The 22213-nt window shown below is 72.0% G+C and carries 22 protein-coding genes and 1 riboswitch; of the genes, 9 read left to right on the forward strand and 13 right to left on the reverse strand.

Annotated features, from left to right (window positions below):
• Nucleotides 1–50: 50 nt before the first annotated feature.
• The 3 genes from ACIRD7_RS26975 to ACIRD7_RS26985 all read right to left on the reverse strand — a co-directional run bounded on the left by ACIRD7_RS26975 (nt 51) and on the right by ACIRD7_RS26985 (nt 3425).
• Entirely contained in the window at nt 51–1607 is a 1557-nt protein-coding gene (locus ACIRD7_RS26975) for an ABC transporter substrate-binding protein (protein ID WP_403457640.1), read from the reverse strand.
• Nucleotides 1608–1814: 207 nt separating this feature from the next.
• Nucleotides 1815–3128, reverse strand: coding sequence for a metallophosphoesterase (locus ACIRD7_RS26980; protein WP_403457642.1), 1314 nt, complete (start codon nt 3126–3128; stop codon nt 1815–1817).
• Between the two features lie 57 nt (nt 3129–3185).
• A complete protein-coding gene (locus ACIRD7_RS26985) occupies nt 3186–3425 on the reverse strand; it encodes an SCO4848 family membrane protein (RefSeq protein ID WP_062702372.1) in 240 nt (79 codons plus the stop codon).
• Between the two features lie 91 nt (nt 3426–3516).
• Here ACIRD7_RS26985 and ACIRD7_RS26990 point away from each other — a divergent pair, with 91 nt between their 5' ends.
• The gene (locus ACIRD7_RS26990; protein WP_403457645.1) at nt 3517–4800 is read left to right on the forward strand and encodes a D-alanyl-D-alanine carboxypeptidase family protein; all 1284 of its coding nucleotides are present in this window, start codon (nt 3517–3519) and stop codon (nt 4798–4800) included.
• Here the strand turns inward: ACIRD7_RS26990 and ACIRD7_RS26995 are convergent.
• From ACIRD7_RS26995 to ACIRD7_RS27010, 4 genes are read right to left on the reverse strand one after another with little or no spacing between them, the layout of a single operon-like run.
• On the reverse strand, nt 4748–5722 hold the full coding sequence (locus ACIRD7_RS26995; protein ID WP_403457648.1) for a YihY/virulence factor BrkB family protein: 975 nt from the start codon (nt 5720–5722) through the stop codon (nt 4748–4750). The genes ACIRD7_RS26990 and ACIRD7_RS26995 overlap by 53 nt on opposite strands.
• Entirely contained in the window at nt 5710–6264 is a 555-nt protein-coding gene (locus tag ACIRD7_RS27000; protein WP_403457650.1) for a GtrA family protein, read from the reverse strand. Before ACIRD7_RS27000 ends, ACIRD7_RS26995 begins: the two co-directional genes overlap by 13 nt.
• On the reverse strand, nt 6258–7250 hold the full coding sequence (locus ACIRD7_RS27005) for a decaprenyl-phosphate phosphoribosyltransferase (RefSeq protein ID WP_403457652.1): 993 nt from the start codon (nt 7248–7250) through the stop codon (nt 6258–6260). The genes ACIRD7_RS27000 and ACIRD7_RS27005 overlap by 7 nt, the downstream gene beginning before the upstream one ends.
• Nucleotides 7243–7788, reverse strand: coding sequence for a phosphatase PAP2 family protein (locus tag ACIRD7_RS27010; protein WP_403457653.1), 546 nt, complete (start codon nt 7786–7788; stop codon nt 7243–7245). Before ACIRD7_RS27010 ends, ACIRD7_RS27005 begins: the two co-directional genes overlap by 8 nt.
• Nucleotides 7789–7922: 134 nt before the next feature.
• On the opposite strand from ACIRD7_RS27010, the gene ACIRD7_RS27015 reads away from it, so the two are divergent.
• Together ACIRD7_RS27015 and ACIRD7_RS27020 are read left to right on the forward strand one after the other, a co-directional pair.
• Complete coding sequence (locus tag ACIRD7_RS27015; RefSeq protein ID WP_403457654.1) at nt 7923–9284, forward strand: FAD-binding protein; 1362 nt, start codon at nt 7923–7925, stop codon at nt 9282–9284.
• Between the two features lie 52 nt (nt 9285–9336).
• Nucleotides 9337–10092, forward strand: coding sequence for a decaprenylphospho-beta-D-erythro-pentofuranosid-2-ulose 2-reductase (locus tag ACIRD7_RS27020; protein WP_403457656.1), 756 nt, complete (start codon nt 9337–9339; stop codon nt 10090–10092).
• A gap of 63 nt (nt 10093–10155) precedes the next feature.
• Here ACIRD7_RS27020 and ACIRD7_RS27025 read toward each other — a convergent pair whose 3' ends face one another.
• The gene (locus ACIRD7_RS27025; protein WP_403457657.1) at nt 10156–10734 is read right to left on the reverse strand and encodes a 2'-5' RNA ligase family protein; all 579 of its coding nucleotides are present in this window, start codon (nt 10732–10734) and stop codon (nt 10156–10158) included.
• Nucleotides 10735–10953: 219 nt separating this feature from the next.
• Nucleotides 10954–11967, reverse strand: a complete 1014-nt coding sequence (trpS, locus tag ACIRD7_RS27030; protein ID WP_403457658.1) for a tryptophan--tRNA ligase — start codon at nt 11965–11967, stop codon at nt 10954–10956.
• Between the two features lie 89 nt (nt 11968–12056).
• On the opposite strand from trpS, the gene ACIRD7_RS27035 reads away from it, so the two are divergent.
• From ACIRD7_RS27035 to ACIRD7_RS27050, 4 genes are all read left to right on the forward strand, one after another.
• Complete coding sequence (locus ACIRD7_RS27035; RefSeq protein WP_403457659.1) at nt 12057–12659, forward strand: RNA polymerase sigma factor; 603 nt, start codon at nt 12057–12059, stop codon at nt 12657–12659.
• Nucleotides 12652–13641, forward strand: a complete 990-nt coding sequence (locus ACIRD7_RS27040) for a hypothetical protein (protein WP_403457660.1) — start codon at nt 12652–12654, stop codon at nt 13639–13641. Before ACIRD7_RS27035 ends, ACIRD7_RS27040 begins: the two co-directional genes overlap by 8 nt.
• A 307-nt stretch (nt 13642–13948) precedes the next feature.
• On the forward strand, nt 13949–14518 hold the full coding sequence (locus ACIRD7_RS27045; protein ID WP_403457661.1) for a hypothetical protein: 570 nt from the start codon (nt 13949–13951) through the stop codon (nt 14516–14518).
• The gene (locus ACIRD7_RS27050; RefSeq protein ID WP_403457662.1) at nt 14515–15222 is read left to right on the forward strand and encodes a hypothetical protein; all 708 of its coding nucleotides are present in this window, start codon (nt 14515–14517) and stop codon (nt 15220–15222) included. Before ACIRD7_RS27045 ends, ACIRD7_RS27050 begins: the two co-directional genes overlap by 4 nt.
• A gap of 47 nt (nt 15223–15269) precedes the next feature.
• On the opposite strand, the gene ACIRD7_RS27055 is transcribed toward ACIRD7_RS27050, so the two are convergent.
• Nucleotides 15270–16718, reverse strand: a complete 1449-nt coding sequence (locus tag ACIRD7_RS27055) for a glycine hydroxymethyltransferase (protein ID WP_403457663.1) — start codon at nt 16716–16718, stop codon at nt 15270–15272.
• Nucleotides 16719–16749: 31 nt separating this feature from the next.
• Nucleotides 16750–16847: riboswitch (ZMP/ZTP riboswitch) on the reverse strand.
• A 160-nt stretch (nt 16848–17007) separates the two neighbouring features.
• Here ACIRD7_RS27055 and rocD point away from each other — a divergent pair.
• Nucleotides 17008–18222: an ornithine--oxo-acid transaminase gene (rocD, locus tag ACIRD7_RS27060; protein ID WP_403457664.1), complete on the forward strand. Its 1215-nt coding sequence runs from the start codon at nt 17008–17010 to the stop codon at nt 18220–18222.
• A gap of 41 nt (nt 18223–18263) precedes the next feature.
• Here the strand turns inward: rocD and ACIRD7_RS27065 are convergent, their stop codons facing one another.
• Together ACIRD7_RS27065 and ACIRD7_RS27070 are read right to left on the reverse strand one after the other, a co-directional pair.
• On the reverse strand, nt 18264–19448 hold the full coding sequence (locus tag ACIRD7_RS27065; protein WP_403457666.1) for a glutathionylspermidine synthase family protein: 1185 nt from the start codon (nt 19446–19448) through the stop codon (nt 18264–18266).
• 17 nt (nt 19449–19465) lie between these two features.
• On the reverse strand, nt 19466–19816 hold the full coding sequence (locus ACIRD7_RS27070) for a hypothetical protein (protein WP_403457669.1): 351 nt from the start codon (nt 19814–19816) through the stop codon (nt 19466–19468).
• A 129-nt stretch (nt 19817–19945) separates the two neighbouring features.
• Here ACIRD7_RS27070 and ACIRD7_RS27075 point away from each other — a divergent pair, with 129 nt between their 5' ends.
• Nucleotides 19946–20791 (forward strand): hypothetical protein, encoded by an 846-nt coding sequence (locus ACIRD7_RS27075; protein WP_403458199.1) that lies wholly within the window; start codon nt 19946–19948, stop codon nt 20789–20791.
• Nucleotides 20792–20824: 33 nt separating this feature from the next.
• On the opposite strand, the gene ACIRD7_RS27080 is transcribed toward ACIRD7_RS27075, so the two are convergent.
• Entirely contained in the window at nt 20825–22210 is a 1386-nt protein-coding gene (locus ACIRD7_RS27080) for a PLP-dependent aminotransferase family protein (protein WP_403457670.1), read from the reverse strand.
• Between the last annotated feature and the right edge of the window lie 3 nt (nt 22211–22213).

The raw sequence follows: 22213 nt of genomic DNA on the forward strand, positions 1-22213 counted from the left end.
GGGCGGTCCCACGGCATCACCGGGTGGATTGTCAAGGCGGCGAGATCGCGTCAGATCCAGGTGAGGTTCCAGAGCCGGAAGACACCGGTGCCGTCCGACAGGTACTGACCACCGCCGACCTCCTCGCTGGAGACGACGTACTCCTTGGCCTGCCACAGCGGGATCACCGGGACGTCGCGGGCGACGGCCTCCTGGAGGGAGCGGAAGTCCTTGACGGCCTCGCTGCGGTCGGCGTACTGCTGGCTGTCCTTGATCAGCTGGTCCACGGCCTTGTCGCTGTAGCCGGTGTTCATGGTGGCGCCGGTGCCGACGAGCGGGCCGCCGTAGGTGTCCGGGTCGGGGAAGTCGGCGACCCAGCCGACGGCGTACGCGTCGAGCTTTCCGCTCGCCCAGCGCTTTTGGAAGTCGGTCCATTCGTAGCCCTTGACGGCCACCTTGAACAGTCCCGTCGCCTCCAGTTGCCGCTTGATCTCCGCGGCCTCCTCGGCTCCTGAGCCGCGGCCGGCGCCGTAGCCGTAGGTGAAGCGGACCGGCAGGCTCACGCCGGCCCTGGTGAGCAGGGCGCGGGCCTTGGCGGTGCTCAGCTGGGGGTAGGTGTCGAAGAACGACGTGGTGTGGCCGGTGATGCCGGTCGGGATCAGCGAGTAGAGCGGGTCGACGGTTCCCTTGTACACGGTCGCGGCCAGCTTCTCGCGGTCGATCAGCCAGGCGATGGCCTGCCGGACCCGGACGTCGTGCAGGGGCGAGCCCTTGCGGGTGTCGAAGTAGAGGTTGCGGATCTCGGAGCTGTCGGCCTCGGAGACACGCCGGTCGGGGTCGGCGGCGTTGAGGCCGGCCAGGACCTCGGGCGGCAGGGTGCGGGTGGCGACGTCGACCTGCTTCGCCTTCCACGCCTTGTCGAGGGCGGCCCCGTCGCCGTAGTAGTGCAGTTCGACCTGGCGGCCGGTGGCACCCGCGGCACCCTTGTAGTGCCTGTTGGGCGCGAGGTCGGCCCGGTCGTCCTTCGTGTACGAGGTCAGGGTGTAGGGACCGGTGCCGTCGACAGCGTTGTCGGTGCGCAACGCGTCGGCCGGATACTTCTCGCGGTCGACGATGGCGCCCGCTCCCGTGGCCACCTTCAGCGGGAACGTGGCGTCGGGCGAGGACAGATGGAAGGTGACGGTACGGCCGCTTGTGCTCACCGAGGCCAGGGTGTCCAGCAGGGGGGCCGGACCGACGTCCGACTTGATCCGCTTGACCCGGTCGAAGGAGTACTTCACGTCCTCGGCGGTCATCGTCCGCCCGCTCGGGAAGGTGAGCCCCTCGCGCAGCTCGCAGTGGTAGGTGCTGAGGTCGGATCCGGCGAAGCCGCAGCTTTGGGCCGCGTCGGGCACGGGGGTCACGCCGCCCGGCTCGAAGGTCAGCAGCGACTGGAAGACGTTGCTGAACAGCGCCCAGGAACCGGCGTCATAGGCGCCCGCCGGATCGAGCGAGGTGACGGCGTCCGTCGTACCGACCGTGATGGTCCTGCCGTCGTCCTGCCCGGACGGCAACAGCTGCCAGCCGCCCACGCCCACGGCCGCCAGCACGAGCAATGTCGCGAGAATCCGCATGCGAACAGAACGCATGGGTGTGCCCTCTCCCCGGCCCCGAGGGGCCCCGCATGAGCAATGGAAACGCGCCACTCCCCTAAGTGGCGCCGACACCTAATCACACGGGTTTCATCAGGGGGAAGAGGATTCTGGCGACATGGGAAAGAACTTACCTACGGGCGTTTCGGCCATGTTTCACAGGCAGTTCACAGAAATGCTGTGGCGGTTCGTGGTGGTTCCCCGTCAGGCCTGACGGGACGCCAGCTCGATCACGGTGATGTCCGATTCGGCGCCCACGCGCGTGGGCGGGCCCCAGGCGCCCGCGCCCCGGCTGACGTAGAGCTGGGTGTCGCCGTAGCGCTCCAGGCCGGCCAGGGTGGGGTTCGCCAGGTTCGCCACGAGGTTGCCGGGCCAGAGCTGGCCGCCGTGGGTGTGGCCGGAGAGCTGGAGGTCGACGCCGTGGTCGACGGCGTCGTGGATCTGGACGGGCTGGTGGGCGAGGAGCACGCACGCGCGTGCTCTGTCCCGGTCGCCGAGTGCCTTGGCGAAGTCCGGGCCCTGGCCCTCGCTCTCGCCCGCGATGTCGTTGACGCCGGCCAGGTCGAAGTGGGGCAGCTCCGTGCGGGCGTTCTCCAGGGGGCGCAGGCCCAGCCGGCGGACCTCCTCGACCCACTGCTCGGCGCCCGAGAAGTACTCGTGGTTGCCGGTGACGAAATACGCGCCGTGCCGTGCCTTCAGTCCGGCGAGCGGGGCCGCCGCCGGGCCGAGGTCCTTCACGCTGCCGTCGACCAGGTCGCCGACCACCGCGATGAGGTCGGGCTGGGTGCCGTTGATCGTGTCGACGACCTTCTGCGCGAAGCCGCGGCCCAGCACCGGGCCCAGGTGGATGTCGCTGACGACCGCGATCCGGTAGCCGTGCGCCGCGCGCGGCAGCTTGGCGAGCGGGACGGTGACCCGCTTGACCTTCGGGCCGTTCAGCACGCCGTAGGTGCCGTACCCGACCGTGCCGACCGCGGCGGCCGCGGCGGCGCCCGCGAGAACTCTGGAGACGAAGAGGCGGCGGCTGGGGCCCGTGGGGTCGGGGAGGGGCGGCAGGTCGGCCGGGGGCGGGGGCGGTGACTGGCTTTCGGCCGACTCCTGGTCGAGAGGCGGGGCCGCCGTCACTCCCGCGGGCACCGGCACCGACTCGGGCACGGACAGCGCCTCGGGCTCCGGCACGCTCTCCCCGGCGCGCGCCCGCCGCTCGAGCCACCGCCGCAGCAGGGGCCGTACGACCTCGCCCGCCAGCACCCCCAGCAGCAGGTACATCGCGAGGGCCAGCCACAGGAAGCCCGGCCAGGCCAGGGTCTGCTGGAGCCAGAAGGGCGCGCCCGAGCGCTCGGCGACGAGGGCGCCGATCGTCAGTGCCCAGCCGCCCGCGATCCCGGCCGCGCCCGCGCGGCGCACGAGACCGGGGGCCCGCGTCGTGTCGCGGAACAGGCGGCGCCACACCCACCAGTTGCCCGCCACCAGGACGGACAGCACGAGCAGTGCGACGAGCGCGAAGACGATGACCACGCGGACGTTCCCTTTCCTCCGAGTGCTGAGTGAACGCCCGGGGCGTTGGCCGAGTTCCTATGACGTGCGGCGCAGTGCGCGCACGCCGCGCAACCCGATGACCCCGACGACCGTCCCCAATACGAAGGAGACGACGGCCAGCAGCAGGTGCACCCAGAAGTACGCCGTGGGATGACCGTCGTCGAAGGCGAGCCCGCTGCTGTCCTTGATCAGGTTTTTGACGAAAGTGACCCAGATGACCCAGCTCCACACCCCGAAGGCGAGCAGGAACCAGGAGACGGGGCGGCTGAGCTTCATGCGTTCAGTATCGCCGCCGGCCGTCCGGTCCCTCGAGCGGGGTGGGGGCAGAAACGGGACTTCGCAGGCGACGGCATGTACGTTCTCGCTCGTGCCCGCACCCAAGAAGACCGCCAGGCGCGCCCTGCTGGTCACTTCCGCCGTCCTGTCGTCCCTCGCGCTGACCGCGCCCGTCTCCCACGCGGCCCCCAAGCCGTCACCGAGTACGAGCCCGTCGGCCACTCCCCCGGCGAACATGTCGACCGTGGGCGGCGAGCGGCTCGGGCAGCCCGGCACCCAGGTGAACCTCGCGAGCGGCGTCCCCGTGCTGCCCAAGGACCTGACCGCCCGCTCCTGGGTCGTCGCCGACGCCGAGTCGGGGCAGGTGCTCGCCGCGCACAACGCGCACTGGCGGCTCGCGCCCGCGAGCACCATGAAGATGCTGTTCGCCGACACGGTGCTGCCGAAGTTCCCGAAGACCATGAATCACAAGGTCGACCCGTCCGACCTCGCCGACATCGGGGCGGGCTCCAGCATGGTCGGGATAAAGGAGGGTGAGACGTACTCCGTGCACGACCTGTGGCTCGGGGTCTTCCTGCGCTCCGGCAACGACGCGGTGCACGTGCTGTCGAAGATGAACGGCGGCATCGCCAAGACCGTCGAGGAGATGAACGCGCACGCCGAGGAGCTGCAGGCCCTCGACACGAACGCGGTGTCCCCCGACGGCTACGACGCTCCGGAGCAGGTCTCCTCGGCGTACGACCTGACCCTGATCGCACGGTCCGGGCTGCAGAAGAAGGACTTCCGCGAGTACTGCTCGACGGTCAGCGCCAAGTTCCCGGGCGCGACGACGAAGAACAAGAAGGGCAAGTCGGTCCGCGACGCCTTCGAGATCCAGAACACCAACCGGCTGCTGTCCGGCGACAGCGACGTCCCCGTCTACCAGGGCATCGCGGGCGTCAAGAACGGCAACACCACCAACGCGGGCGCCACCTTCACGGGCGTGGCCGAGCGGGGCGGCAAGGTGCTGCTCGTGACGGTCATGAACCCCGAGAAGAGCGAGCACAACGAGGTCTACAAGGAGACCGCGCGGCTGTTCGACTGGGGCTTCCAGGCGGCCGGCAAGGTGCAGCCGGTGGGTGAGCTGGTGCCGCCGAGGAGCGCCCAGGCCAGTGCCCAGCCGGGTGCGAACGACTCCGGTGAGGCCGGTGGCAGCGGGGACGGCGAGAAGTCCGCGAAGGCCGCGGTGGGCGCCTCGGCGAGTGGCGGTTCGACCGGTATCGGGGTCGCGCTCGGGATCACGGGCGGCGCGCTGGTGCTGCTCGCGGCGGGCGCGTTCCTGATCAACCGCCGCTGGCCGCTGCCCGACCTGGTGCGCCGTCGGGGTCGCTCCTGACACCCGGCGCGCCGGGTTCGCCGGGTTCTCCGGCCTCCTCGACCGCGTCGGCGCTGCCGTCGGCCTCGGTGTCGTCCTTGCTCTGCGTCGCCGTCCAGGCGGCGCAGAACACGACCAGCTTCGCCGTGAAGTTGATCCACAGCAGCAGGGCGACCGGCACTCCGAACGCGCCGTACATGCTCTTCGTGGCCACGCCCTGCATATAGCCGCTGAGCAGCAGCTTCAGCAGTTCGAACCCGATCGCGCCGGTCAGCGCGGCCACGATCAGCCGGCGGCGCTGCGGTTCGACGCCGGGCAGCAGGGTCAGGACGTAGAGCAGAAGCAGGAAGGCCGTCAGTACGGCGACCAGGAAGGCCGCGATCTGGAGCAGGACCCCGCCCCAGCCGCCCTCGTCGATGCCCACCTGCCGGGTGGTCCAGCCGACCGCGGCGGAGGCCACCGTGGAGGCGGCGATCGTCACGAGCACGGCGCCGCCGAAGCCGACCAGGACGCCCGCGTCCTTGGCCTTGCGCAGGACCGGGTTCTCCTCGTGGTCGGGCAGCTCCCACACCGCGCGCAGGCACTCGCGCATGGAGCCGACCCAGCCGATGCCGGTGAACAGCAGGAGGGCACCGGCGATGAGGCCGACGGTGCCGGCGTTCTGGACCAGGGCGTCGATGTCGAGCTGGTCGGCGATGCCGGGGACCTGGTCGGCGAGCTTGTCCTCCAGCTTGTTCTGCTGCTCGGTGCTGAGGGTCGCGGCGGCGATCGCGGCGGCCAGGGTGAGCAGCGGGAACAGCGCGACGAAACTGGTGAACGTCATCGCGGCGGCCAGCCGAGTCCACTTCACCCGGTCCATGCGCTCGTACGACCGCCACGCGTGCGTGGTCATCAGCCGGGTCACCGCGGACCCGACGACGGGAAGTCTCTTCAGCCAGTCCATGAGCCGACTCTGCCCTCCGTGGGAAAGACCCATGTTCGAGTGCCCCAAAACCGCAGGACCGTAGCCAGCGCCATACCGATCCCGGCTCCCGACACCGTGTCGGCGCGCTGGGAGGTGAGGCCGAGGCCGTAGTGACTCACCGCGAGACACAGCAGCTGCACGGCCGCCCCGGCGACGTTCACCGCGACGAAGACGGCGTAGGGGCGCAGGCCTCCCCGGTGGGCGTGCCGGTAGGTGCCGAGCGCGTTGCCGGCGTAGGCGACCGTGCAGCCGGCCACGAAGGAGAGGGCCTTGGCGGTCAGCGGGTCGAGGGCGGCGGGGCCGCGGAGCCACGTGAACAGGGCGAGGTCGACGGCGTAGGCGAGGAGACCGACGGTGGCGAAGGCGAGGAGTTCGCGGCGGGTGGGTTTCGGGCGGGAGCGGGGCGGTGTGAGCGCGGGGGCCGGTTCGCGGTGGTTTGTTGCCCCATCACGGTGGCCTGTTGCCCCATCACGGCGGCCTGTTGCCCCATCACGGCGGCCTGTTGCCCCGCCACCTACCAATTGGCCACCGCCAGCCCGTACATCGCCAGCCACACCACCCCGATGAGGGCCAGCGCGCGGTCGCGCAGGACGACGTCCTCGGGTTCGCCCGCGGTGCCGCGGTCGGCGAAGACGGCGTAGCGCAGGATCGCGAGGATGAAGGCGACCATGGACAGCTGGCGCCAGGGCAGCAGGCCGGTGTGCGGGTCGCCGCCCTCCTCCAGGGCCCACAGGCAGTAGGCGAGGACGGCGACCCCGGCGGCCAACTGCCATACGAAGCGCAGGTAGCCGGTCGTGTACTCGGTGAGCAACGCGCGCGTGGCGCCCGCCGTCCCCGCCATCTGCACGGCCTCGGAGTAGCGCTTGGCCGACACCATGAACAGCGCCCCGAACCCGGTTGTGATCAGGAACCACCGGGACAGCGGGATGCCGAGCGCGAGCCCGCCGGCCATCGCCCGCATCAGGAACCCCGTCGTGACGACGGCGAGGTCGACGACGAGGACGTGCTTGAGGCTGACGCAGTAGGCCAGTTGCATGCTGAGGTACGCCGCGAGCAGGGCCGCGACGGCGGGTGCGGTCAGCCAGGCCGCGGCGACGGGCGCGAGTGCGGCGAGGGTGCCTCCGACGGCGTACGCGACCGGCACGGGGACCTGTCCGGCGGCGACCGGGCGGTCCCGCTTGGTCGGGTGGGCGCGGTCCGCGTCGGCGTCGCGTGCGTCGTTGATCAGATAGACGGCGGCGGCGCACGCGGTGAACAGTGAGAAGACGAGGGCGAGTTGGGTGAGCGCGTGGATCGAGAAGAGCCGGCCGGCGGCCGCCGGGGCCGCGACGACCAGGATGTTCTTGACCCACTGCTTGGGGCGGGCGGTCCTGACGAGGCCGATCGCGAGCGCGCGCGGGCCGGGCTCGCGGGGTGGTGGTGCGGGGTTGCGCAGGGGCGTGCGCTGCTCGTGGAGCGCCGCATCCCCGGTGCGTGCGGCACTCGTCAGGGGCGCGGCCTCAGGCATGGGCGCCCCCTGCCCGCATCCAGTTCGCTCCCACGCGCGCGGTGAGTGCTCCCAGTGCGGCGCCCGCCGCCACGTCCGAGGGGTAGTGCACGCCGACGACCAGGCGGGAGAGGCACATCGCGGCGGCGAGGGGCGCGATCGCCTGCGCCCCGAGCATCCCGTAGGCGACGGCGGCCGCCGCGGCGGAGGCGGCGTGGGAGCTGGGGAAGGAGTGCCGACCGAGCGTGCGCACCCGGGGTTCGACATGCGCCGGACGCGGGCGGCGCACCACCCTTTTCACTCCCATGCTGACGACGTGCGCGCCTGCTGTGAGCGCCGTGCCGCGCAACCAGGCGCCGCGTCGCCCACCGTCCAGGGCGGCCCCGGCGAGTCCCGCCGCCAGCCAGAGCGCACCGTGCTCACCCGCCCGGGACAGGGCACGCGCGACGCCGGCGACGCGTGGGTCACGGCCGTGGGCATGGACGGCCGAGAGGATGCGGCGGTCCACGCCCGCGCCGCTTCGCCGGCCCGGGTCGCCGCGGTGGTCAAGGTGGTCCATGTGGACTCACTGTTCACCCCCCGCCCCACCAGAACTACGACAATATTGGGCGACATCCCATTAATCACCCATTTCGGGGAGAGCAGGAATGTTTCAGAACTGATCGCCCGCAGAGGGACGCTACGGTCGCCGACATGGCTGCCGACACCGTCTCCGTCTCCGTCTCGGGATGGGGCCGCACCGCCCCCACCACCGCCCGTCTGATCCGCCCCAGGACGTACGAGGAGGCGGCGACGGCCGTACGGGACTGCGGAGCCCGCGGGGGCATCCCGAGGGGCCTGGGGCGGGCGTACGGGGACGCGGCGCAGAACGCCGGCGGCACGGTGCTCGACATGACCGGCCTGGACCGCGTCCACGCGATCGACGCGGACAACGGCATCGTGCTGTGCGACGCGGGCGTCTCCCTGCACCGGCTGATCGAGGTGCTGCTCCCGCTCGGCTGGTTCGTGCCGGTGACACCGGGCACCCGGTACGTCACGGTCGGCGGCGCGATCGGTGCCGACATCCACGGCAAGAACCACCACGTCTCGGGCACCTTCTCCCGCCACGTCCTGTCGCTGGAGCTCCTCACCGCCGACGGCGAGATCCAGACGGTCGGCCGCGGCACGCCCCTGTTCGACGCGACCACCGGCGGCATGGGTCTGACCGGCGTCATCCTGACGGCGACGATCCAACTCCAGCCGGTCGAGACCTCGCTGATGACCGTCGCCACCGAGCGCGGGCGGGACCTCGACGACCTGATGGCCCGCCTGGTCGCCGCCGACGACCACTACCGCTACTCGGTCGCGTGGATCGACCTGCTGGCCCGCGGCGCGGCGACCGGCCGCGCGGTCCTCACCCGCGGCGACCACACGCCCCTCGAGGCGCTGCGCGACAACACGCGCGCGCGTAGGGACCCGCTGGCCTTCCGGCCCGCCCGACTGCCGGCCCCGCCCGCCGTCCTCCCGGAAGGGCTGCTGAGCCGCCGTACCGTGGGCTGGTTCAACGAGCTCTGGTACCGCAGGGCGCCACGCGCGCGTACCGGCGAGCTCCAGAAGCTGTCCGCCTTCTTCCATCCCCTGGACGGCGTGCCCCACTGGAACCGGGTCTACGGCCGCGGCGGCTTCGTGCAGTACCAGTTCGTCGTCGGGCACGGCCAGGAGGAGACCCTGCGCCGGATCGTCCGGCGCCTTTCCGAGCACCGCTGCCCGTCCTTCCTGGCCGTCCTCAAGCGCTTCGGGGACGCCGACCCCGGCTGGCTCTCCTTCCCCCTGCGCGGCTGGACGCTGGCCCTGGACATCCCGGCCGGCCTGCCCGGTCTGGGCGTCTTCCTGGACGCGCTGGACGAGGAGGTCGCCGCGGCGGGCGGACGCGTCTACCTCGCCAAGGACTCCCGGCTGCGGCCCGATCTGCTCGCCGCGATGTACCCGCGCCTGGCCGAGTTCCGTGCGCTGCGCGCGCAGGCCGACCCGCGCGGGGTGTTCATGTCGGACCTGGCCCGCCGCCTGGGCCTGTAGCACCCGCGAGAAGATCACCCCCCTCTCCGGTACCGGATAACTAGGAGCTGTCGTGAAGGACGCCTTCGGTCTCCCCCAGTCCCTGCTCGTCCTCGGCGGTACGTCCGAGATCGCGCTGGCCACCGCACGCCGCCTGATCGCACGCCGCACCCGCACGGTCTGGCTGGCGGGCCGTCCGTCGCCCGCGCTGGAACAGGCTGCGGCCGGTCTGCGCGCCCTGGGGGCCGAGGTACGCACGGTGGCGTTCGACGCGCTCGACCCCGAGTCGCACGAGACGGTGCTCGGCAAGGTCTTCACCGAGGGCGACATCGACATGGTGCTGCTCGCCTTCGGGATCCTCGGCGACCAGGCGCGTGACGAACGCGAGCCGCTGAAGGCGGTACGGGTCGCGCAGACCAACTACACGGGCGCGGTGTCGGCGGCCCTGGTCAGCGCCGGCGCGCTGCAGTCCCAGGGCCACGGCTCGCTCGTCGTCCTCTCCTCCGTCGCCGGGGAGCGGGCCCGCCGCGCCAACTTCATCTACGGCTCCAGCAAGGCCGGCCTCGACACCTTCACCCAGGGCCTGGGCGACGCCCTGCACGGCACGGGCGTCCACGTCATGGTCGTACGCCCCGGATTCGTCCGCTCGAAGATGACCGCGGACCTGGAGGAGACACCGCTGGCGACCACCCCGGAAGAGGTGGCGCGGGCGATCGAGATCGGTCTGCGCCGCCGCTCGGAGACGGTGTGGGTGCCGGGCGCGCTCAGGGTGGTGATGTCGGCGCTGCGGCATGTGCCGCGTGCGGTGTTCCGGCACTTGCCGGTGTAGGCGGCCACGAGGACGTCGTGACGACCGAACGGCACAGTCGACCGAACGGCACAGTCGGCGGAGCTAATTCGCCGGAATGGACCCTCGCTCGACGTGGCCCGCCTGCGGCGGCACCACGGACCCGCCGAAGTCGAAGTCCCGCAGCTTGCGCCACACGCCGTCCGCGCCCTGTTCGTAGAGGGCGAAACCGGTGCAGGACCAGCTCGCCTCGTAGTCGGCGAGTGCCTCGAAGGCGCGGTCCATGGCCTCGTCCTCGATGCCGTGCGCGACCGTGACATGCGGGTGGTACGGGAACTGCAGTTCGCGTGCGACCGGGCCGGAGGCGTCACGGACCTGCTTCTGCAGCCAGGTGCAGGACTCCGCGCCCTCGACGACCTGGACGAAGACGACCGGCGACAGGGGCCGGAACGTGCCGGTGCCGGACAGCCGCATCGGGAAGGGGCGCCCGGCGGCCGCGATCTCGAGGAGGTGCGCCTCGATCGCGGGCAGCAGCGAGGAGTCGACCTCGGTCGGCGGCAGCAGCGTGACGTGGGTGGGGATACCGTGAGCCGCGGCGTCGCCGAAGCCCGCGCGCCGCTCCTGGAGCAGGCTGCCGTGAGGCTCCGGGACCGCGATCGACACGCCGATCGTTACGGTCCCCACGTCGTCTCCTGTCGTCTGTCGTGGGCTCGTCCGCCGCGAGAACGACGTCTCGTCCGGTGGTGAACCCGTGCCCTGTTGGTGAGCGCGAGAGGCCGCTGACGCGGCCGCCCGGCTATCGACTGTACGGCCACGACTGTGCTGCGGGCAGGCGCAACCGTAGTGATGTGCAGCGCTGTGCGGTGGTACGGCCGTGTTCCGGCCGTGAGCCGTGGTGCGGGGTCAGTGCTTGGCGGGCAGGAAGCCCACCTTGTCGTACGCCTGGGAGAGCGTCTCCGCGGCGACGGCGCGCGCCTTCTCCGCGCCCTTGGCCAGGACCGAGTCCAGCGTCTCCGGGTCGTCCAGATACTGCTGGGTGCGCTCCCGGAAGGGCGTCACGAACTCGACCATGACCTCGGCGAGGTCCGTCTTGAGCGCACCGTAGCCCTTGCCGTCGTACTTCTGCTCCAGTTCCGCGATTCCCGCGCCCGTGAGGGTCGAGTAGATGGTGAGCAGGTTGCTGACGCCCGGCTTGTTCTCGGCGTCGTAGCGGATGACGGTGTCGGTGTCGGTGACCGCGCTCTTGACCTTCTTGGCGGTGGCCTTGGGCTCGTCGAGGAGGTTGATCAGGCCCTTCGGCGTGGACGCCGACTTGCTCATCTTGATCGACGGGTCCTGAAGGTCGTAGATCTTCGCCGTCTCCTTGAGGATGTAAGGCTTCGGGACGGTGAAGGTCGGGCCGAAGCGGCCGTTGAAGCGCTCGGCGAGGTCGCGGGTCAGCTCGATGTGCTGGCGCTGGTCCTCGCCGACCGGGACCTCGTTGGCCTGGTACAGCAGGATGTCCGCGACCTGGAGGATCGGGTACGTGAACAGGCCGACCGACGCCCGCTCCGCACCCTGCTTGGCGGACTTGTCCTTGAACTGGGTCATGCGGGACGCCTCGCCGAAGCCGGTGAGGCAGTTCATGACCCAGGCGAGCTGCGCGTGCTCGGGGACGTGGCTCTGGACGAAGAGCGTGCACCGCTCGGGGTCGAGCCCGGCGGCCAGCAGCTGGGCCGCGGCCAGGCGGGTATTGGCGCGCAGGTCGGCGGGGTCCTGCGGAAGCGTGATCGCGTGCAGGTCGACGACCATGTAGAACGCGTCGTGGGTCTCCTGCAGGGCCACCCACTGGCGGACGGCGCCCAGGTAGTTGCCGAGGTGGAACGAGCCTGCGGTGGGCTGGATTCCGGAGAGCACGCGGGGTCGATCAGAGGCCATGTTCACCATTCTCTCAGGTGTCGGGGGCCACTCCGGAACTGGTGGGAAACAGATGGGAACCGATCCGTCTTCCGCGGTGTAACAAGAGTGTGAGAACGCGGGAGGGGGGCCGCATCGTCGATGAGGCCGCGGTGATCGCACGCGTACGCGCCGGAGAGCCGGAGGCGTACGCGCAGCTGGTGCGGGCCCATACGGGCATCGCGCTCAGGGCGGCCGCGGCGCTCGGGGCGGGTGCGGACGCGGAGGACGTGGTGCAGCAGGCCTTCGTGAAGGCGTACTGCTCGCTGGGCCGCTTCAAGGACGGCTCGGCGTTCAAGCCGTGGCTGCTGGCGATCGTGGCCAATGAGACGAGGAACACAGTGCGTACGGCAGCCCGCCAGCGCACGCTCGCCGGGCGCGAGGCGGCCCTGGTGGAGGCGCAGCCGCTGATACCGGAGTCGGCGGACCCGGCGGTCGCGGCCCTGGAGATAGAGCGGCGTGCCGCCCTCCAGGCCGCCCTGGAGCAGCTGAGCGAGGAGCACCGCCTGGTCGTCACCTACCGCTATCTCCTGGAAATGGACGAGTCCGAGACGGCCCAGGCCCTGGGCTGGCCCCGGGGCACGGTGAAATCCCGGCTGAACCGCGCCCTGCGGAAGCTCGGGCGGCTGCTGCCGGATTTTCAGCCTCGGGAAGGGGGTGATGAGCATGGGTGACGGACGGGAGTCCTACGACGGTGAGGCGCGAGGGGCGGACGAGAGTGCCGGGGAGCGCGCGTACGGCCATGGCGCGGCCGGGGGGGACGAAGGCGCCAGTGGTCCGGGAACTCGTGATCGCGGTCGGCGTGTCGGCCCGGCCCGGCTGCCCGAGGAGCTGCGGGCGCTCGGGCGCTCGCTGGGCCCCCCGGGTGCGCAGGACGGCGCCGAGACGATGGTCGAGCGGGTGCTGGGGCAGATACTCGCCGAGCAGGTGCCCGTGCCGGTGGCCGAGCCGCCCGGTGCGGCGGAGCGGCTGCGGGTGCTGCGGCGCTGGACTCGGGCGCGGTGGCGTTCGCTGACCGCGGGGCTGTGCGGCCTGCTGACGGTGCTCGTGCTCACGCCCCCGGTGCGGGCAGCGGTGCTGGACTGGTTCGACTTCGCCGGGGTCGAGGTGCGCTACGACCCGTCGGCGGTCCCCACACCGGGCGCCGAGGTCCCCGGCTGCGGCCACTCGGTGTCGCTCGCGCAGGCCGAGCAGCGGGCCGGCTTCGAGCCCCTGGTCCCGAAGGAGCTCGGCGCGCCGGACACGGTCGCCGTGGCGAGTGAGCCTCGGGGCCGGTTCGTGGTGAGCCTGTGCTGGCGGGAGGACGGGCGCACGATCCGGCTGGACGAGCGGCGGGCGAGCCTGGACATCGGCTTCGCCAAGACGGTGCGCGAGCAACCGCAGTGGATCTCGCCGGGTCCCGTCGCCTCGCCGGGCAGCATGCCCGACCCGGCCCTGTGGTTCGCCCGACCGCATCTGCTCACGTTCTGGTTGGTGGACGCCGACGGGGAGCACTACACCCGCGAGGAGCGGACGGCCGGTCCGACCTTGCTGTGGACCCGCGAGGCCGAGGGCGAGGCCGTGGCGCTGCGGCTGGAAGGGGTGGCGTCGAAGGTGCGTGCGCTGGCGGTCGCGCGGTCGGTCGAGAGGGCCTCCCAGGCGGTGGATCGGAGGTAGGGCGCTAGCGGATCCGGAGACAGCGGGTCCGGAAAATAGCGGGTTCGGGGTGGGAACCCAGGCGGGGCGGGCGGTGTACCAGAAGTGACACGCGGCTCGGGGACGGGCCGCACGGGGATCGCTCGGGTTGGGGGTTCGGATGTGGGGACACGGGGTCTGCCGCCGGGAAGGCCGGTTGCGCGGGGGCTGGAGGGGCCGGTGTCGTGAACTGACGGCGCTGACAGGGGCGTTGGCCGCGGCGCTCGCCCTTGTGCTGTGGGGTGCCGCGGCCCCCGCGTCAGCCGGCGGCCCGACGAGCGTGCTCCTGGTGGCACCTGAGAGCACGGAGACGGCGTCGCTGTACTACTCCGACGAGGAGTACGAAGCGCTGGCGCGGCTGCTCGGCGGACAGGGCGAGGGCACTCGCGACAAGCCGCCGGAGGCTGAGCTGATGGCCGCCCGCCAGATCAACGTCACCTGGATGGTCCACGACGTGTCGCCTTGGCGGCTCGACCAGGTCTACGCCGCTCACAAGAGGCAGGCCGTCTGGATACACACCGCGATGAACCTGGACGCCACGACGAACGGCGCCTGGCACCGGGCCGATCATCCGTCTCAGCTGCGTGCCCTGTTCGCGGAGCTGGGCCTGATGGGCAAGGCATCGTCCGACGGAGGCGCGGCGATTTCCCCGCCGGACGCCTCGGACGCCGGGGACAGGGTGACCGGAGCCTCCCCGGCCGCCTCGGGGTCGCGCGAGGGCACCGACTGGTGGTGGGCCCTGCCGGGCGCGGCAGCCGGAGCGGTGCTCGCACTGGTCCTGCGCCCCTTCGCCACGCGGCTGCCGCTGGACCGCCTGCGGGGTGAGCCGGGGCCGAGGCAGGAGCTTCGGGACGTATGAGGGCCGGCCTGGGCAGGGCGGTGCGCATGCTGCTCGTGGCGGTGTCGGCCGCACTGGCCCTGTGGGCGGCGGCGGCAGCCGGGGCGGCCGCCCCGGCCCAGGGGCAGGACGTCCCCGACATGGCGATGATCATCGCGGGCGGCACGGGACGCACCGCGACGCTGCACTCCGGCGACACGGCATTCGCCCGCCTCTGGCAGCTGCTCCAGCCGACCTATGTGGGGACGGAGCGGGTGTCGCAGGAGTGGTCGCAGGGACGTCATCCGCCGATACGGATCACGGTGGTGTGGGGACTGACGGGAGTGGGTGGCTGGCCGCAGACGAATCGGGCGCCGGGAGGGGATGTGGCCGTGCAGAGGCAGGATCAGCTGTTCGTGGCCGGGGACGGCACACCCTGGGTGCGCACGGATGTCTCACCGGATGTGGAGGACGACGACATCCGCTGGCATCGGGCCCCGCGCACGGTGTTCGAGCGGCTGGACCTGGCGGAGCTGACGGGCGAGCGGCGGGACGAGCTCGCCGAGGGTGCCGGGGGCACGGCTGCCGGTGACGGTGAGCGACCCGGCCCGGTGCTCGGTGATGCCGGGTGGGCGGTGGCGGGGCTGGCCGTGGGGTTCGCGGCGGGGGTCGGCGGCACGCTGCTGATACGCCGCGCGGCGGCCCGGCAGGAAGCCGGACCGCCCGCGTCAGGGGCCGCGCCATGAGTTGATCGACCTGGATCGGTGAGGTCGCGGGCCCGTCGTGGCGGGCGTCAGCCCAGGTCGACCTCCGGGTACAGCGGGAAGCCGGCGACGAGGTCGGTGGCACGGCGGGAGATCTCGTCGGCGACCTTCGCGTCGAGGACATGCTGGGCCTTGGACGGGGCGCCCTTGCTGGTGGTGCCGGGCTCGGTGGTGGTGAGGACCCGGTCGATGAGGGCGGCGACCTCGTCCATCTCGGCGGTGCCCAGGCCACGGGTGGTCAGGGCGGGGGTGCCGATGCGGATGCCGGAGGTGTACCAGGCGCCGTTGGGGTCGGCCGGGATCGAATTGCGGTTGGTGACGATGCCGGAGTCGAGAAGCGCGGCCTCGGCCTGGCGGCCGGTGAGGCCGTAGGAGGAGGCGACGTCGATCAGGTTGAGGTGGTTGTCGGTGCCGCCGGTCACCAGGGTGGCGCCGCGGCGCATCAGGCCCTCGGCCAGCGCGCGGGAGTTGTCGACGATGCGCTGGGCGTAGTCCTGGAAGGAGGGCTGCCGGGCCTCGGCCAGGGCGACGGCCTTGGCGGCCATGACGTGCGGGAGCGGGCCGCCGAGGACCATCGGGCAGCCGCGGTCGACCTGGTCCTTCAGGGAGTCGTCGCACAGGACCATGCCGCCGCGCGGGCCGCGCAGCGACTTGTGGGTGGTGGTGGTGACGATCTGGGCGTGCGGGACCGGGTCGAAGTCGCCGGTGAGGACCTTGCCGGCGACGAGACCCGCGAAGTGGGCCATGTCGACCATGAGCGTGGCGCCGACCTCGTCGGCGATCTCGCGCATGATCCGGAAGTTCACGAGACGGGGGTAGGCGGAGTAGCCGGCGACGATGATCAGCGGCTTGAACTCGCGGGCGGAGGCACGCAGCGCCTCGTAGTCGATCAGGCCGGTGGCGGGGTCGGTGCCGTAGGAGCGCTGGTCGAACATCTTGCCGGAGATGTTCGGGCGGAAGCCGTGGGTGAGGTGGCCGCCGGCGTCCAGGGACATGCCGAGCATGCGCTGGTTGCCGAAGGCGCGGCGCAGTTCGGCCCAGTCGGCCTCGGAGAGGTCGTTGACCTGGCGGACGCCGGCCTTCTCCAGGGCGGGGGCCTCGACGCGGGCGGCGAGGACGGCCCAGAAGGCGACGAGGTTGGCGTCGATCCCGGAGTGCGGCTGGACGTAGGCGTGGCGGGCGCCGAAGAGCTCCTTGGCGTGCTCGGCGGCGAGGGACTCGACGGTGTCGACGTTGCGGCAGCCGGCGTAGAAGCGGCGGCCGACGGTGCCCTCGGCGTACTTGTCGCTGAACCAGTTGCCCATCGCCAGCAGGGTGGCCGGGGAGGCGTAGTTCTCGGAGGCGATCAGTTTGAGCATCTCGCGCTGGTCGGCGACCTCCTGGCCGATGGCGTCGGCCACGCGCGGCTCGACGGCGCGGATCACGTCGAGGGCGGAACGGAAGGCGGTGGACTCGGTGGAGAGGGGCTCGGCGGACATGGGGACCTCCGGACGTCGTGTGCAGCGATCACGGTACGGCCCAGGCGCACGGCACTCGGTCTGGACGTCGGTCCAGGGGCCGCTCCCCGATGGTTGGTCCATCCCAGCGCGCCAGTCACGGCCCGTCGATCAGCCTACCGGGGCCTCGGCGCGCGATGGCCGCACGTCCACCATGCGGGCCACGATAGGAAGGGGACGCACAGCACGTGCGAGGCAGGAACTGGACAGTGGCCGCGAGCCTCGTGAGCCGGGGCACGAGCCTCTCGCGGTGGCGGAAACGGAGAGCCCCGTGAGCACGTCGAGCACCACCGAATCCCTGATCGCCGCGATCGACGCGCACAGCGCGCACACCTACCACCCGCTGCCGGTCGTGGTGGCGACGGCGGACGGGGCCTGGATGACGGATGTGGAGGGGCGGCGGTATCTGGATCTGCTGGCCGGATACTCGGCGCTCAACTTCGGGCACGGCAACCGGCGGATCGTGGCGGCGGCGAGGGCGCAGCTGGAGCGGGTGACGCTGACGTCGCGGGCGTTTCACCACGACCGGTTCGCGGCGTTCTGCGAGCAGCTCGCCGAGCTGTGCGGGATGGAGAGCGTGCTGCCGATGAACACGGGGTCGGAGGCGGTGGAGACGGCCGTGAAGACGGCCCGGAAGTGGGGTTACCGGGTCAAGGGCGTCCCGGCGGAGATGGCGAAGATCGTCGTGGCCACCGACAACTTCCACGGCCGTACGACGACGATCATCAGTTTCTCCACCGACTCGGAGGCGCGGGCGGACTTCGGGCCGTACACGCCGGGCTTCCAGATCGTGCCGTACGGGGATCTGACGGCGATGCGGGAGGCGCTGACGGAGAACACGGTGGCCGTGTTGCTGGAGCCGATCCAGGGCGAGGCGGGGGTCGTCGTTCCGCCGGCCGGCTATCTGCCGGCGGTGCGGGAGCTGACGCGGGAGCGCGACGTGCTGTTCGTGGCGGACGAGATCCAGTCGGGGCTGGGGCGCACGGGACGGACCTTCGCGTGCGAGCACGAGGGGGTGGTGCCGGATGTGTATGTGCTGGGGAAGGCGCTCGGGGGCGGGGTGGTGCCGGTGTCGGCGGTGGTCTCGTCGGCGGATGTGCTCGGGGTGTTCCGGCCCGGGGAGCACGGTTCGACCTTCGGCGGCAATCCGTTGGCCTGTGCGGTGGCGCTGGAGGTGATCGCGATGCTGCGGACCGGCGAGTTCCAGGCACGGGCGGCAGAGCTCGGCGCGCATCTGCACCGGGAGTTGGGCCTGTTGACCGGGACGGGCCGGGTCACGGAGGTGCGCGGGCGCGGTCTGTGGGCGGGCGTCGACATCGCCCGGCAGCACGGCACGGGACGGGAGGTGTGCGAGCAACTGATGGAGCGGGGCGTGCTGGTGAAGGACACCCACGGCGCCACGATCCGTATCGCGCCGCCGCTGGTGATCGGGAAGGAGGACCTGGACTGGGGGCTGGCCCAGTTGCGGGCCGTGCTCGGGGTGTGAGCGTGCCGGAGGGCAGCCGGCCCGCCTTCTGCGTACGGCGGTTACAGGATCACGTGCGGGAGGAAGCGCGCGTACTCGTCGGTGATCAGGCCGGACGACTCGCGGATGCCGAGACCCGCCGACTCGTCCTCGACGACCCACGCGCCGAGGACGACGTGGTTGCCGTCGAAGGCGGGGAGCGGGGACAACTGCTGGTAGCAGCAGGGCTCTTCGCGGACGGCCGGTTCGGCCCCGGGTTCGTGGACGGTCACGCCCGCGCCCTCGCGGCCGAGCAGCGGTTTGGCGACGTAGCCCGTGGTGTTCGCGAGTTCCCGCGGGCCGTCGAGGTAGGCGGGCAGGAGGTTCGGGTGGCCGGGGTGGAGTTCCCAGAGGATGGCGAGGAGCGCCTTGTTGCTGAGGAGCATCTTCCAGGCGGGCTCGATCCACAGGGTGCTGCCGGTGCCGCCGCCGTTGTCGAGGGTGTCGAGGACGTGGTCGGCGAAGCGGTCGGTGGTGAGCCACTCCCACGGGTAGAGCTTGAAGCAACTGCGGATGAAGCGGAGCCGGTTGTCGACGAAGCGGCCGGAGAGGCGGTCCCAGCCGATCTCCTCCATGGAGATCCAGCCGGTGTCCAGACCCGCCTGTTCCGCGGTCTCCTGCAGATAGGCGACGGTCATCATGTCCTCGCCGAGCTCGTCGGCGGAGGAGTACGCGAAGTAGAGGGGAGCGCCGGGCGGGAGCAGGGCGGACTGCTTCTTCCAGGCGGCGATCAGCCGTTCGTGGAGGGAGTTCCACTGGTCCGCGCCGGGGAAGCGGTCCTCCATCCAGAACCACTGCGGTGAGGCGGCCTCGACCAGTGAGGTCGGGGTGTCGGCGTTGTACTCCAGGAGCTTGGCCGGGCCGGTGCCGTCGTAGCGCAGGTCGAAGCGGCCGTAGAGGGAGGGGAGTTCGGCGCGGCGGCGCCAGGCCTCGGCGACCGCGTTCACCACGCGCGGGTCGGTGATGCCGAGGTCGGCGAAGCGGTTCTCGGTGACGATGTGCTCGGCCGCCGTCAGGCACATGCGGTGCAGTTCCTCGACGACCTCCTCCAGCGCCTCGACCTCCGGGAGGGAGAACACGTAGTACGCGCTCTCGTCCCAGTAGGGGCGCAGGGAGTTGTCGGGGTGGCGGGTGAGTGGGTAGACGAGCCCCTGTTCCTCGACGGTCTGCTGCCAGCCGGGGCGGGGCTCGATCGTGCGGCGCTCCATGTTCGTACGGGTCCCGCTCAGCCGCCGCCGCTGCCCGAGCAGCCGAAGCCGCCCCGGTCGACGGCCTCGCTGCGGCTGAAGGTGCCGTAGTCGGCGCGGCCGTCCTCGGTGTCTGCGTCGTAGTACCAGGCGGCGTCGGAGCCGCGGCCCGTCGTCTTCTTGCCGCCCTTGCCGTACGAGCTGCCGGAGCCTGCGCCGGACTTGCAGTTCTTGTCCGCGATGACCTTGTAGCCCTCGTAGGTGTAGCTGTCGCGGTCGACGCAGCGGCGGTCCGGGTCGGAGCTGCAGGAGGTCAGGGCCGCGGCGATGACTCCCATGCCACCGAGTACGACCGTGCTCGACCGCAGTCGGCGTCGCGCTTCCGCCATGTGTGTCTCCCCCGAGAAGTCCGGTTGTCCGTGGTTCGTCAGGCAGACAGCCTAGAGATCGTTGAGAGTGCGGCTGTCGGGGGGTGTGCCCTTCCTCTGCTCACCTACAGTCGCTTTGTGTTGTTTGGGATGTTGTGTGCGCTGGGTGCGGCGGTCTGTTTCGGTGCGGCGACCGTGCTGCAGGCGATGGCCGCACGCACGGCGGGCGCTCAGGAGGGCGGGGGCGGCGAGGCGGGCGTGCTGCTGCGGGCGCTTCGGCAGTGGCGCTATCTGGCCGGGTTGGGCCTGGACGGGCTGGGGTTCGTGTTCCAGGTGCTGGCCCTGCGGTCCATTCCCATCTACGCCGTGAGCGCCGCGCTGGCGTCCAGTCTCGCGGTGACGGCGGTGGTCGCGTCCCGGCTGCTCCGGGTCCGGCTGAGCCGCGGTGAGTGGGGCGCGGTGGCGGTCGTGTGCGCCGGGCTGGCGATGCTGGGGCTCGCGTCGGGGACGGAGGGCGACCGGGAGGGCTCCGACGCGCTGAAGTTCGCGATGCTCGGCGTGGCGCTGGCCGTGCTGGGCGTGGGCCTGGCCGGGGGGCGGCTGCCGGAGCGTGGGCGCGGCCTGGTGCTCGGTCTGGCGGCCGGGTTCGGCTTCGGGGTGGTGGAGGTGGCCGTCCGGCTGATCGACACGGTCGAGCCGGCGGAACTGCTGACGAATCCGGCGACGTACGCCCTGCTGCTCGGCGGCGGGGCCGCGTTCCTGGCGCTGACGTCGGCGCTGCGGCGGGGCTCGGTGACGGTGGCGACGGCGGCGATGGTGATCGGGGAGACGGTCGGGCCGGCGGTGGTCGGGGTGGTGTGGCTCGGGGACCGGACGCGGGAGGGGCTGGCCTGGCTCGCGGTCCTGGGGTTCGTGGTGTCGGTTGCGGGGGCCCTGGTGCTGGCGCGGTTCGGTGAGGCGCCCGCGGAAGCGCCCCAGCGGGTGGAGTCGCCGTAGGACGCCGCGCTCCCGTCATCCGCCGGACGCCGGTCACGGCAGCACCCTGCACAAAGCCTCCAGCGCCCCCGCCCACGCGTGGTCCGGCGGTGTGCCGTAGCCCACGACCAGGGCGTCCAACGGCTCTGTCGTGGCGGCGGGGTGGCGGTAGGAGGCCAGGCCGTGCAGGGCGAGGCCCTGCCAGGTGGCCGCCTGGGTCACGGAGCGTTCCGTGCCGGGCGGGAGGCGCAGGACGGCGTGCAGGCCGGCGGCGATGCCGGTGACGCGGAGGTGGGGGGCCTGCTCGGACAGGGCGTCGACGAGGGCGTCACGGCGACGGCGGTAGCGCAGGCGGGCGGCGCGCACGTGGCGGTCGTAGGCGCCGGAGGTCAGGAACTCGGCCAGGGTCAGCTGGTCCGTCACCCCGCAGGTGTCGGAGCCGCCCTTCGCCGCCGTCACCTCCTTCACCAGCGCCGCCGGCAGCACCATCCAGGCCAGGCGCAGGGCGGGGGCGAGGGACTTGCTGGCCGTGCCCAGGTAGACGACGTTGTCGGGGTCCAGTCCCTGGAGCGCGCCGACCGGCTGGCGGTCGTAGCGGAACTCGCCGTCGTAGTCGTCCTCCAGGACCAGTCCGCCGGTGCGGCGCGCCCAGTCGACCACCGCCGCCCGGCGGTCGCGGTGCAGCGGTACGCCCATCGGGAACTGGTGGGCGGGGGTGAGCAGGACGGCTCCCTGGTCCCTCAACAGGCCGGGATTCGTGCCCAGTTCGTCGAAGGGGAGCGGCACCGTGGTCAGGCCCGCCTCCGTCAGCTGCCTCCAGTGCGGTGGCAGGCCGTACGACTCCACCGCGATCGTCTCCACGCCGCGTGCCCGCAGTACCCGGGCGAGCAGTTGCAGGCCGTGCACGAAACCCGCGCACACCACGACACGCTCGGGGTCGGCGCGCACGCCGCGTGCGCGGGAGAGGTAGCCGGCGAGGGCGGTGCGCAGTTCGGCGTGGCCGCGGGGGTCGCCGTAGCCGAGGGCCTGGTTCGGGGCGGCGAGGAAGGCGCGGCGGGCCGCCCTGAGCCACTCCGCGCGGGGGAAGGCGGCGAGGTCGGGGGTGCCGGGGATCAGGTCGTGGGTGGGGCGCGGGCTCTCGGGGCGCGGTGTGGTGGTGCCCGTCGGGGGGATCACCGTGCGGTCGGCCACCCGGGTGCCGGAGCCCTGGCGGGCGGTGAGCCAGCCCTCGGCGACGAGTTCGGCGTAGGCCTCGGCGACCGTGTTGCGGGCGATGCCGAGGTCGGCGGCGAGCGAGCGGGAGGAGGGCAGCCGGGTGCCGGGAGCCAGGCGGGCACTGCGGACCGCCTCGCGCAGGGCGTCGGTCAGGCTGCGGCGCAGCCTGGGTCCGGACGGTTCCAGATGGAGGTCGACGCCCAAAGTGGCCCAAGGTTTCGGCATGGA

This window comes from Streptomyces sp. NPDC093568 (assembly GCF_044764945.1).
GTDB lineage: Bacteria > Actinomycetota > Actinomycetes > Streptomycetales > Streptomycetaceae > Streptomyces.